The 11,923-nt window shown below is 72.2% G+C and carries 9 protein-coding genes and 2 pseudogenes; 4 read left to right on the top strand and 7 right to left on the bottom strand.

The genetic code is table 11. The features are described from left to right. Window positions 1-50: 50 nt before the first annotated feature. Window positions 51-542 (bottom strand): hypothetical protein, encoded by a 492-nt coding sequence (locus tag AB0J12_RS25225; protein WP_363266653.1) that lies wholly within the window; start codon window positions 540-542, stop codon window positions 51-53. After that, window positions 539-2,923, bottom strand: a complete 2,385-nt coding sequence (locus AB0J12_RS25220) for a nitrate reductase (protein ID WP_363266652.1) — start codon at window positions 2,921-2,923, stop codon at window positions 539-541. Before AB0J12_RS25220 ends, AB0J12_RS25225 begins: the two co-directional genes overlap by 4 nt. Before the next feature lie 189 nt (window positions 2,924-3,112). Between AB0J12_RS25220 and AB0J12_RS25215 the strand changes: the two genes are divergently transcribed. Then, window positions 3,113-4,249 carry a SchA/CurD-like domain-containing protein gene (locus tag AB0J12_RS25215; RefSeq protein WP_363266651.1) on the top strand — a complete coding sequence of 379 codons (1,137 nt, stop codon included), beginning with the start codon at window positions 3,113-3,115 and terminating at the stop codon, window positions 4,247-4,249. A gap of 73 nt (window positions 4,250-4,322) precedes the next feature. Here the strand turns inward: AB0J12_RS25215 and AB0J12_RS25210 are convergent, their stop codons facing one another. The 4 genes and pseudogenes from AB0J12_RS25210 to AB0J12_RS25195 form a co-directional block, all read right to left on the bottom strand. Then, window positions 4,323-5,351 carry a methyltransferase gene (locus AB0J12_RS25210; protein ID WP_363266650.1) on the bottom strand — a complete coding sequence of 343 codons (1,029 nt, stop codon included), beginning with the start codon at window positions 5,349-5,351 and terminating at the stop codon, window positions 4,323-4,325. Window positions 5,352-5,400: 49 nt separating this feature from the next. Beyond that, complete coding sequence (locus AB0J12_RS25205; protein ID WP_363266649.1) at window positions 5,401-6,459, bottom strand: right-handed parallel beta-helix repeat-containing protein; 1,059 nt, start codon at window positions 6,457-6,459, stop codon at window positions 5,401-5,403. Between the two features lie 238 nt (window positions 6,460-6,697). Beyond that, window positions 6,698-7,783, bottom strand: a complete 1,086-nt coding sequence (locus tag AB0J12_RS25200; RefSeq protein WP_363266648.1) for a C45 family peptidase — start codon at window positions 7,781-7,783, stop codon at window positions 6,698-6,700. After that, window positions 7,780-8,346: pseudogene (locus AB0J12_RS25195) on the bottom strand (cytosine permease); the annotation flags it as partial. The pseudogene AB0J12_RS25195 and the gene AB0J12_RS25200, both read right to left, overlap by 4 nt. A 4-nt stretch (window positions 8,347-8,350) precedes the next feature. Here AB0J12_RS25195 and AB0J12_RS25190 point away from each other — a divergent pair. Further along, window positions 8,351-8,863, top strand: a pseudogene (locus AB0J12_RS25190) (amidohydrolase family protein); the annotation flags it as partial. Between the two features lie 82 nt (window positions 8,864-8,945). Here AB0J12_RS25190 and AB0J12_RS25185 read toward each other — a convergent pair. Next, window positions 8,946-9,632: a helix-turn-helix domain-containing protein gene (locus AB0J12_RS25185; RefSeq protein ID WP_363266647.1), complete on the bottom strand. Its 687-nt coding sequence runs from the start codon at window positions 9,630-9,632 to the stop codon at window positions 8,946-8,948. A 102-nt stretch (window positions 9,633-9,734) separates the two neighbouring features. Here AB0J12_RS25185 and AB0J12_RS25180 point away from each other — a divergent pair, with 102 nt between their 5' ends. Both AB0J12_RS25180 and AB0J12_RS25175 read left to right on the top strand, forming a co-directional pair. Beyond that, on the top strand, window positions 9,735-11,321 hold the full coding sequence (locus AB0J12_RS25180) for a methylmalonyl-CoA mutase family protein (RefSeq protein WP_363266646.1): 1,587 nt from the start codon (window positions 9,735-9,737) through the stop codon (window positions 11,319-11,321). 48 nt (window positions 11,322-11,369) lie between these two features. Next, window positions 11,370-11,923 (top strand): carboxyl transferase domain-containing protein (locus AB0J12_RS25175; RefSeq protein WP_363266645.1); only part of this gene is annotated, 554 nt, incomplete at its 3' end.

Below are 11,923 nucleotides of genomic sequence, written 5' to 3'. Positions count from 1 at the left end.
GAGCGCCGGCGCCCGCCGTGCGGGCGCCGGCGCTCTTGACCGGCCCGCGGTCAGGTGCTCAGCAGCAGTTGCGGTGACAGCACCTTGATCATCGTGGTGGTCCAGCGCATCTGACGCAGCGTCTGGGGATGGCAGGACGAGACGAGTTCGAGCAGGCGCTCGTCCCGGGCTGCCTGTGCGGCCTGCCCGAGCATCTCCCAGTGGACGGAGTTGCGGCCGGCGGCCAGGTGCAGATCGCGCAGGTCGTTCAGGAGCAGCAGCCCGGTCTCGGGGCGCCGGCCGAGCGCCTCGGCGGCCTTCTCCCTGAGCGTGGCCAGGGCGCCGGGCGTGGGATGGTCGTGCGGCCCGGGCAGGTCGAGGCCGTAGTGGTGGCCGAGGGCGGCCAGACGGGTGCTGTGCTCGCGCGACCAGCGGGCGCAGTCGATGGCCACATGGCGGAACTCGTGTTCCGTACGGTGCCGTTCGGCGGCGGCCAGCAGGGCTTCCTCCAGGTCGCGCTCCCCGTCGTGCAGGGCGCGCAGTGTCACGCTGATGCCGGTCATGTCCTGCTCCCTGCCTCGGTGCGGGCGCGCTCCGCGGTGTCGCGGCGGGCGACCAGGGTGACGCGGGCCGCGGCCGTCTTGAACAGCGGTTGCTTGGAGACGGGGTCCCAGTCGGTGATCGTCGTCTCGTTGGCGGCGCGGCCGGGTCCGTCGTCCGGCGGGCGGTGGCCCTGCGGGGTGTCCCAGTAGCCGTAGTGGAACGGCACGAAGACGGTGCCGTCGCGCATGGCGGTGGTGCGCAGCCGGGCGCGGATCGCGCCGCGCGGCGTGGTGACCTGGACGAGGTCGCCGTCGCCCAGGCCCTGCCGGGAGGCCTCCTCGGGGCTCATCTCGGCCCATACGTCGGGGGCGGCGGCGTTCAGTTCGGGGGCGCGGCCGGTCTTGGTGCGGGTGTGGAAGTGGTACACGGTGCGCCCGGTGATCAGCGTCAGCGGGTGCTCCGGCGAGGTGCCCTCGTGCGGTGGGACGTACTCGGCGGCCTTGATCAGCGCCTTGCCGTCCGGATTGAGGGAGCGGTACTCGACCGGCTCCATGGTGGCGCCGGTGACCAGGTCCTTGCCGAAGCTCTCGCAGGCCTCGGGGTGCGCGAAGGGGAAGCCGTCGGTGTAGAGGCGGGCGGTGCCCTCGGGGTGGTCGGGGGTGCAGGGCCACTGGACGCCTCCGGCGCGCAGCCGGTCGTAGCTCAGGCCGGTGTAGTCGCACAGCCGTCCGGCGCTGCACCGCTGCCAGGCCGCGAAGGCCGACTCGGGGTCGTGCCAGGTGATCAGCGGGCCGCCGTCCTTGTCACGGAAGTCCATCCGCCGCGCGTACTCCAGGAAGATGTCCAGGTCGGGGCGGGCCTCGCCGGGCGGTTCGACGGCCTTCTCCGACAGGTGCACGGTGCGGTCGGCGTTGGTGAGGGTGCCGGTCTTCTCGCCCCAGGTCGCCGCGGGCAGGACCACGTCGGCGAGCTGGGCGGTCTCGGTGAGGAACAGGTCCTGCACGACCACGAACAGCCGCTCCTGGGCCAGGATCGAGCGGATGCGGGCAAGTTCGGGCAGGGAGACGGCGGGGTTGGTGCCGGAGATCCACAGCATGCGGATCGAGCCCTGCTCGGCGTAGCGGTACATCTGCATCGCGTGGGTGGGCGGCCCGTAGTGCGGGATCGTCTCGGGGGTGACGTTCCACAGCCGGGCCAGCTCGGCGACGTGCTCGTCGTTCTGCCAGTTGCGGAAGCCCGGCAGGTCGCCGTTGGCGCCGCACTCGCGGGTGTTCTCGGCGCTGGGCTGGCCGTTCATCTGGAGCAGTCCGCAGCCGGTGCGGCCGAGCATGCCGCGGATCAGGTGGAGGTTGTTGACCTGGACGGCGGCCGCGGTGGCCTGGTGGGACTGGTAGACGCCCTGCAGGACGGTGGAGGTGAGGCGCTCGGCGCCGCCGAGGATCTCCGCCGCGCCCTGGATGGCGGCGGCCGGTACGTCGCAGATGCCGGCGGCCCAGCGCGGGGTGCACGGCTCGACCATGGCGGCCAGTTCCTCGAAGCCGACGGTGTGGCGCGCGAGGTAGTCGCGGTCGATGCGGCCGGTGCGGATGATCTCGTGCAGCAGGGCGTTGAGCAGCGCCACGTTGGTGCCGGGGCGCGGGGCGAGGTGGATCTCGGCCCTGCGCGCCACCGCCGTATGGCGTGGGTCGACGCACACCAGGCGGGGCGGCGCCGAACCCTCCAGGCGGTCCAGGACACGCGCCCAGAGCACGGTCTGCGTCTCGGCCATGTTGTGCCCGAACAGCGCGAGCGTGTCGCAGTGGTCGATGTCCTCGTAGGAGCCGGGCTGCCCGTCGCAGCCGAAGGTCTCCTTCAGCGCCTCCCCGGCGGTGGCGGTGCACAGCCGGGTGTTGCCGTCGAGGTGGTTGGTGCCGATGCCGGCCCGGGCCAGCACCGCGAGGGTGTAGTACTCCTCGAGGAAGAGCTGGCCGGTGGTGTAGAAGCCGATCGAGCCGGGCCCCTTGTCGGCCAGCAGCTCCTTGCTGCGGGCCACGACGCGCTCCATCGCGGTGTCCCAGTCCGTCTCGACGAGCCGCCCGCCCTGGCGCACCAGGGGGCGGGTGAGCCGGTCCGGGGAGTTGTTGGCCTGCCAGCCGTACAGGTCCTTGGGACCCAGGCGACCGCGGTTGACCCGGTCGCCGGGCCGGCCCCGCACCCCGACGATCCGGCCCTGCGCCACGGCGATGTCCATGGCGTCACCGTTGGAGTGCAGCACCGAGGCGGCGGGAACCCAGCGTTCCACCTGGTCCTCGGTGATCCCATCGGCCAGGTGCTGGTCGGTGCGCTGCGGCCAGGGGCTGCCGGGCGCAAAGGGGGTCCGGGTCCCCCAGGGGTCCTGGACACGGTCTGCGGGTCGGGACACGGTACACCTCCGCGAGCGGGTGGGACGCGCGACGAGTACCCTCCGGGCCTTTCTCTTCACCTCCCGGGTCGGCGCCGCGCCGGGCACTCACCCGCGTGGTCCGCACGAGTCGCGGCGGTGCCGGGAGCGGCACAGGATCGGACGCAGATTCCCCGTTTTCCGCTGTCCCGCGAAGGAGACGTGCGCAGGATGACCACGACCTCAGAACGACCGCCGGCACGGCAGGTGTCGCAGCGGGTCTCCCAGTCCGTGTTCGACGGCTCCAGACTGCGGGTCGTCCTGCTGGTGGACGTCAACGACGGCGCCCAGCAGCAGTTCCTGGAGGCCTACGAACAGCTGTGCAGCCATGTCGCGTCCGTGCCGGGGCACCGCAGCGAGCAGCTGTGCCAGTCGATCGAGAACCCCTCCCAGTGGCTCATCACGAGCGAGTGGGAGAGCGCCCCGCCGTTCCTCGCCTGGGTCAACAGCGAGGAGCACGTGCGGATGGTGCGGCCGCTGCACGGCTGCGTCCGGGACACCCGTTCGCTGCGCTTCCACGTCGTCCGCGAGACCGGGGCCGAGCCGGCCGTCGCTGCTCCCACGGCTCAGCTGCAGGCCTCGCCGCGGATCGGTGACGGCATCATCCGGCACGCGCTGACCTTCACGGTCAAGCCGGGCACCGAGGAGGTCGTCGCCAAGATCCTCGCCGACTACGCCTCACCGGAGCCGCGCGTCGACGACACCACCCGGCTGTGCCGCACGTCCCTGTTCATGCACGGCAACCGGGTCGTGCGGGCCATCGAGGTGCGCGGCGACCTGCTCGCGGCGCTGCGTCACGTGGCGCGCCAGCCGCAGGTGCGGGCGGTGGAGGAGGCCATCAACCCGCATCTGGAGCAGGACCGGGACCTCGACGACCCGGACTCCGCACGGGTGTTCTTCACCCGCGCCGGGCTGCCGGCCGTCCACCACGTCACGACGGACCAGGGGCTGCGGGAGGCGGAGGGCGAGCGGCACGCGCTGTACTACCCGGCCCGGCCGGGCGAGGGCATGCGGCTGGCGCAGCTGCTCGCGCAGCGGGACGAGGCGGCGGCAGAGGACCCGAAGAGCCCGGTCCTGCGCTCCACGATCTTCCAGCGCGACGAGATCGTGGTCCGGCTGCTCGACGTGCGCGGCGGTCTGGAGGCCGACCCCGCCCGGGTCCTCGGCCTCACCGACGCGCGGCAGGTCGCTGATCTGACGACGCTGCTGGACGGCGAGGGCGCCGTGGCCGACGGCGTGGACCTGCGTCACGTGGTGGCGCTGGCCCGGATGGAGCCGATCACGGACCGCCGCTCGCCGCAGGAGTGACGCGGGCCGACCCACACGACGGAGGCGGGACCCGAGCGGTCCCGCCTCCGTCGTGTGCCGTGTGGCCCGCCGGTCAGCCGGCCACCGTGCAGTCGAAGGCGTGCAGATACGGGTTGACGGGGCTGATGTCGTCGATGACGAGCCCCGCGGCCGTCAGCCGGCGCACCATGCTGTCGGTGGTGTGCTTGGCGCCGCCGACGTTCAGCAGCAGGAGCAGGTCCATGGCGGTGCTGAACCGCATCGACGGGGTGTCGTCGACGAGGTTCTCGATCGCCACGACCCGGGCGCCGGGACCGCCGGCCTCGACGACGTTGCGCAGGCACCGCGCGGTGCTCTCGTCGTCCCACTCCAGGATGTTCTTGATGATGTAGACGTCCGCCTGCACCGGGATGGCGACCCGGCAGTCGCCGGCGACGATGTCCACCCGGTCGGCGAGGGCGCCGCCCTTGCGCAGCCGCGGGTCGGCGTTCTCCACCACGCCCGGCAGGTCGAGCAGGGTGCCCCGCATCGCCGGGTACTTCTCCAGGAAGCCGGCGACCACGTGTCCCTGGCCGCCGCCGATGTCGGCCACCGACTTGCTCCCCGACAGGTCGAGAAGTCGTGTGACGTCCTGCGCCGACTGGCGGCTGGAGGTCGTCATGGCCTGGTTGAAGACGGCCGCCGACTCCGGGGCGTCCTCGTGGAGATAGGTGAAGAACTCCTTGCCGTACAGCTCCTCGACGACGTTGCGACCGGTGCGCACGGCCTCGTCGAGCAGGGGCCAGGCGTCCCAGGTCCACGGTTCGGTGCACCACAGGGTGATGGCCCGCAGGCTGTGCGGGTCGTCCTCGCGCAGCAGCCGGGACATCTCGGTGTGCGCGAAGGTGCCGTCCGCCTGCTCGGCGAAGACGCCGTAGCAGGTCAGGGCCCGCAGCAGGCGCCGCAGCGGCTTGGGCTCGGTCTTCACCGCGGCCGCGAGGTCCTCCACGGCCGTCGGGGTCTCCCCCAGCGCGTCGGCGACGCCCAGCCGGGCGGCCGCGCGGAGGGCGGCGGCGCACGCCGCCCCGAACACGAGCTCCCTGAGCCGCATGGGCGGCGGTGGGGCGGTCTGTGCGGTCGTCATGCGCCGCCTTCCTTCCTGTCCGGATTTCACCGGACGTCGCGTCCTGGGATCAGCACAGGCCCGCGGGCCGGGAGGCCGCGCATGTGTTGCCCGTGAAGGTGTTGTTCTTGGCGGTGTCGGTGTTGACCAGGTCGGCCGGGGCGTTGCCCGACAACTTGTTGCCCCTGATCGTGTTCCGCTCGCTGGTGACGCCCACCATGCTCTTGAAGAGCACGATGCCGCCGGACAGCGGCGAGGCGCCCGAGTTGCCCGTGACCTCGTTGCCGGTCACCAGGACCTTCTCGGCACCGGTCAGCACGATGCCGGAGCCCTGCAGGGCGGGCAGCCGCTCGGTCTTGGGGCAGGACTTGTTGTTCTCCGCGATGCGGTTGTCGGCCACCCTCAGGTCGCCGGCCTTGGGCTTGTTCTCGTCGCCGACGACGAAGACGCCCGCGCAGTTGCCGCTGATGCCGTTGTGCGCGACGGCCAGGTTGCGCAGCCGGCGCACGGTGACGCCGATGCGGTTGTCCTGCAGCCGGTTGTACTCGACGACCGTGCCCTGGGTGTTCGTCGCACCCGCCTCGGCCGTGATGGTGTTGGCGAGGAACAGGCCGGCGTCGCCGTTGCCCCGGGCGGTGTTGTGCACGAACACGCCGCGCACGGAGCGTTCCTGGGCGATGCCCCAGACACCGTTCTTCACCGCGCTCACCCGGCGCACCGTCAGTCCGTCGGTGGCCATGGCGAACACCCCGGACTTGGGGAACCCGGTCACGGTGAGGGAGGCGACGGTGACGCCCTTGAGGTTGTGGTGCTTGTTGCCGATGACGCAGATGCCGTTGCCGTTGGCGGCACAGCTGGTCGTCGCCCTGGTGGCGGCCGGCTTGATCACCGTGTCGCGGCCCATGCCGCGCAGGGTCAGGTCGGCCGTGCGCACCGTGACGCTCTCGTGGTAGGTGCCGGGGGCGATGAGGACGGTGTCCCCGGCGCGGGCCGCGTCGACGGCCTTCTGGATGGACTGCCCGGGATGCACCACGTGCGTGTGCGGCTGGGGCGCGGGCGGGGCCGCGCCGATTCCGGCGCCGGCGAGCACAGCGGTGCAGGCCAGGTAGGAGAAGTGGCGTTTCATCATATGTGGCACGGTATGACCGACTTGGGCGCGAGGCCGGTCGTTCGTCCGTCCGGTGGCGTGTCACGCGCCGCCGTTCGCCCGTTCGCCCGACCACGCTTCTCGCGCCCTCGCTCGTCCGACGGTGTTTCCCGCACCCCTCGCTCGCCCGACGGTGCTTCTCGCGCCGCCGCCCGCCCATGACGCTCCTCGCGCCGCCGGGCCCGGCCCCCGCCCCGCACCGGCCGGGGCGGCTTGCCAGTCAGCGCGTCGTCGCGGTGACCGACGTCCAAGTGGCGGGTCCCGCACTGCAGGGTCCGCCCTTGTGCACCGCCAGCCGCCGCCCGGCGACGTCGAGCGCGACCGTGGCGAGCGTCGCCCAGCGGCTGCCCGGCTCCCCGCCGTCCGGGGCGTGGCAGCAGACCTGGGCGCCGTCCTCGTCGCCGTGCGCGGTGAGCAGTTCGGCCAGCTCGCCGGGGCCGGCGGGGGCCGCACGGCCGAGCACACGCCGGCTGAGGACGCGGTGGCGGTCGTACGTCTCCGGCTCCCGCCGGCCGCGCAGTTCGCCGGCGGCGAGGCCGGGCGCGAGGAAGTGGTTGGTGCACACCAGCCATCCCTCCGCGTCGGGGTGGACGACCGCGCTGCCGGCCGGGCTCAGCTCGACGGACGCCGCCCGGTCGGCGGTGACCACGGTGAGCACGGTGGAGGCGGAGACGGGTGCGTGCGCGAGCAGGGCGAGGGCGTGCTCGAAGGAGCCCGCCTCCCCCAGAACCCGCCGGGCGACCAGGTGGACGGGCACCCCGCCCACCCCGTCGTCCTGGTGTCCGAGGATGTTGAAGAGCACGCCGACCCCGGCGTCGTTGACTCCGATCTTGGCGAGGATGCCGTGCTCGGTGATGCCGGCGAAGCCGTGTGCGCCGCCGGTGACGGTCTGGAGGTGCCAGGCGTCGGCCAGTTCCTCGTGCCAGTCCCAGCACTGACCACCGGTCGCCGGGGTGCCGGTGCGGACGACGGTGGAACACTCGCCGGTGCGCGGGGCGCCGGCCTCGGCGAGGATCTCGGTGCGCGCGTTGAGCGCGGCGATGGTCCAGAAGGGCACCTCGGCACCCTCGGCGACGCCTTCCATCTCCTCGACCAGTTCCGGTGCCCAGGCCCTCGTGGCCTCGGCCGAGCGTTCGGCGAGCGCGGGGACGTCGATCGTGCGCCGGTGCTGTGCGGCCAGGGTCGTGAAGAGCCGGTCGTAGACGGCCCAGGAGCGGGCGATCCCGGCGCGGGCCAGGCGTCCGCGGTCGTAGCCGCGCTGCTTCGGGGAGCCCCCGGAGATGTTGAGCACGCCGACGCGGTTCACGCCACCTCCCGGGCCGCGCGCACACCGGCGGAACGGCGCATGGTGAGCCCGTACACCAGCGCGGCGACGATCATGCCGGCCGGCAGGGACAGATCGATCCCGCCGAGGGCGCCGGCCACAGGGCCGGTGTAGAGAGTGTCGACGCACAGGGCCCCGGCGGTGACGCCCGCGGCGAGGGCGCCGGCCCCGGCCCGGTTGACGCCGCCCCGGTACCAGAACGGGCTCGCGGGCGTCTCGTCCATCAGCGCGAGTCCGTCGTAGCGGTTGCGGCGCAGGACGATGTCGGTGGCGTAGACGGCCATGCTGGGGCCGAGCAGGATGACGGTCAGCTGCAGGACCTGGCTGACGGTGTCGAGGAAGTCGGAGACCAGCAGCGCGTACAGGGTGAGGGCGACCGCGGCGGTGCCGTCGAACAGGACGCTGATGGTCCGGCGGATGCGCAGCCCGACCGCCTGCAGGGCGAGCCCCGCGCTGTAACCGGTCAGGGCGTTGATGGCGACGGTGCCGAGGACCAGGGCGCACAGGAAGACGGGCGTGAACCAGCCCGGCAGGACCTCCTCCAGGCCGGTCCCGGACGACACCGTGCGCCGCTTCGCCGAGCTGGGCGTCATCGCCTCCATGCAGCCCACCCACTGCTGCGACTACACCCGCGCCGACCACACCGACAACTGGTCGCGCCGGCTCGGCGAGGAACGCGCCGCCCGCGCCTGGCGCTGCCGCGACCTGTGGGATGCCGGCGCGCGGGTCGTCCTGGGCTCCGACTGGCCCATCGCCCCCTTCCCCCCGCTGACCGTGATGTCCGGCGCCCGCCACCGGCGCCCCACCCGCGACCTGTCCCAGCCGCCGCACGGCCCCGAGCAGGCGCTCGCCGCCCTGGAGGCGCTCCAGGCGATGACGGTCAACGCGGCCCACGCGGCCGGCGAGGAGGACCGCGCCGGCCTGCTCGCCGTGGGCCACCGCGCCGACCTGACTGTCTTCGCCGACAACCCGCTCACCACGGCCGCCACGGACCTGCCGGAGCTGCCGGTGGTCCTCACGGTGCTGGACGGCCGCCCGACTCACCGGAGCGCGCGGCTGTAGCCCCGCCGAATCGCGCCGGACGGCGCTCGCCGCGAAGGAGGCGGCGGGCGCTGTTCCGGCGTGTTCCCGGACCCGCCGCTGGTCAGTTCGCCGAGCCGCCCTCCACCAGCCGGCGCAGTGCGGGCAGCAGTGCCTCCAGGTCCTGGCCGCTGCGGAAGGCGACGACCGTCGTACCGCCCTCGGGGCCGCCCCCGTCGGCCGCGGGCGCCGGGAACAGGGCGAGCACCTCACCCATCGCCTCGTCGACCTCCGCGACCGGGTCGGCGGACTCGCCGCGCAGCCAGCGGCGCAGCACGTGGTTGTGGGCCGCGACGACGGCCGCCGCCATCAGTTCGGCCCGCAGGGACGCCGCCGTCGTGGGGTCGCCCATCCATTCCGCGATGAACTCGCGGAACAGCCGCTGATAGCGCGCCACGCTGGCGATCTCCCGGTCCCGCAGCGCGGACACCTTGCTGGTCAGGGCGTACCGCCGACGCGCGAGGTCCCCTTCCTCCAGGTAGTGCAGCAGCACCAGGCGCACCGCGTCCGACACCGCGACGAGCGCCGTGCGGTGGCTGGAGGTGGCCAGCCGCTCCCGGATCAGGTCGAGCAGCCGGTCGTGATCGGGGAAGATCACCGCTTCCTTCGACCGGTAGTGCCGGAAGAACGTGGTCCGTCCCACTCCGGCCCTCTCGGCGATGTCGTCGACGGTGGTCTGCTCGTATCCGCGCTCGTCGAAGAGGGCGAAGGCGGCGTCCGCGAGTCGGATCCGCGCGGGTGGCTTGCTCATGACCCCACATCCTCTCCCGTCCCGATGGCCGGACGGCTCTTGCCCCCGCCAACGGCACTGAGTACCGTTTAGTGTATATCGAGTACCAGAGGAGGTTCCGGCGTGGATTCCGTTGCACAGAGCGAGTCCGGTCTGCCGATCCGGCCCGTCTACGACGGGCCGGCCCTGTCGCAGGCCGAAGCGGACGCCAAGCTGGGCGCGCCGGGCCGGTTCCCGTTCACCCGGGGCGTGTATCCGACGATGTACACGGGCCGCCCGTGGACCATGCGGCAGTACGCCGGGTTCGGCACGGCGAAGGAGTCCAACGAGCGCTACCACGAACTGGTGGCCGCGGGCACGGGCGGCCTGAGCGTGGCCTTCGACCTGCCGACCCAGATGGGCTACGACTCCGACGAGGCGATCGCCCGCGGCGAGGTCGGCAAGGTCGGCGTGGCGATCGACTCCATCGACGACATGCGCACGCTCTTCCAGGGCCTGCCGCTGGGCAAGGTGTCGACGTCCATGACGATCAACGCCCCCGCCTCCACGCTGCTCCTGCTGTACCAGCTCGTCGCGGCCGAACAGGGCGTATCCGGTGACCAGTTGACCGGGACGATCCAGAACGACGTGCTCAAGGAGTACATCGCCCGCGGCACCTACATCTTCCCGCCGAAGCAGTCCCTGCGGCTGATCAGCGACATCTTCGGCTACTGCCACAAGGAACTGCCGCGCTGGAACACCATCTCCATCTCCGGCTACCACATGGCCGAGGCCGGGGCGACGCCCGTTCAGGAGATCGCCTTCACCCTGGCCAACGCCAAGGAGTACGTGCGCGCCGCGCTCGCGGCCGGCCTGGACGTGGACGACTTCGCGCCGCGCCTGTCCTTCTTCTTCGTCGCCCGCACCACGCTGCTGGAGGAGATCGCGAAGTTCCGTGCCGCCCGCCGCATCTGGGCGCGGATCATGCGCGACGAGTTCGGCGCGAAGAACCCCAAGTCGCAGATGCTGCGCTTCCACACCCAGACCGCCGGTGTGCAGCTCACCGCCCAGCAGCCCGAGGTCAACCTGGTCCGGGTGGCCCTCCAGGGCCTCGGCGCGGTCCTCGGCGGCACCCAGTCCCTGCACACCAACTCCTACGACGAGGCCATCGCCCTGCCCACGCAGAAGGCCGCACGCCTCGCCCTGCGCACACAGCAGGTCATCGCCTACGAGACCGACGTGACCAAGACGGTCGACCCCTTCGCCGGGTCCTACGTCGTGGAGTCGATGACGGACGACATCGAGGCGGCCGCCCTGGAACTGATCCAGGCCGTGGAGGACCGCGGCGGCGCGGTCGCCGCGATCGAGCAGGGCTTCCAGAAGTCCGAGATCGAGAAGTCGGCGTACCGCATCGCGCTGGAGATCGATCACCAGGAGCGCACCGTCGTCGGGGTCAACAAGTACGTCCTCGACGAGGAGGAGCCCTACGAACCGCTCCGCGTCGATCCGCAGATCGAGATCGACCAGTGTGAACGCCTCGCGGTGCTGCGCGCGGAGCGCGACAACGACGCCGTCGAGCGGGCCCTGGACGACCTGCGGGCCGCCGCGCGCGGCACGGACAACGTGCTGCCCCCGATGCGGGAGGCGCTGCGCCTGCGTGCCACCGTCGGCGAGGTGTCCCACGCCCTGCGCGACGTGTGGGGTGTGCACGTCCCGCACGACACGTTCTGATCAGCCCAAGTCCCGGTGGAGCGAGAGAAAGTCCTGGTGGAGCGAGAAGTGAACGACATCGACATCCGTACGACCGCGGGCAAGCTCGCGGATCTGCAGCGCCGTATCGAGGAAGCGACGCACGCCGGCTCGGAACGCGCCGTCGAAAAGCAGCACGCCAAGGGCAAGCTGACGGCCCGTGAGCGCATCGCACTCCTTCTCGACGAGGGCTCCTTCGTCGAACTGGACGAGTTCGCCCGCCACCGCTCCACCCACTTCGGCCTGGAGAACAACCGCCCCTACGGCGACGGCGTCGTCACCGGCTACGGCACCGTCGACGGCCGCCCCGTCGCCGTCTTCTCCCAGGACTTCACCGTCTTCGGCGGCGCCCTCGGCGAAATCTACGGCCAGAAGATCTGCAAGGTCATGGACTTCGCCCTGAAGACCGGCTGCCCCGTCATCGGCATCAACGACTCCGGCGGCGCCCGCATCCAGGAAGGCGTCGCCTCGCTCGGCGCCTACGGCGAGATCTTCCGCCGCAACACCCACGCCTCCGGCGTCATCCCCCAGATCTCCCTCGTCGTCGGCCCCTGCGCCGGCGGCGCCGTCTACTCCCCCGCCAT

It is taken from the genome of Streptomyces sp. NPDC049915 (genome assembly GCF_040656475.1).
Taxonomy (GTDB): Bacteria; Actinomycetota; Actinomycetes; order Streptomycetales; family Streptomycetaceae; genus Streptomyces.
This window is presented reverse-complemented; position numbering and strand designations above follow the sequence as displayed.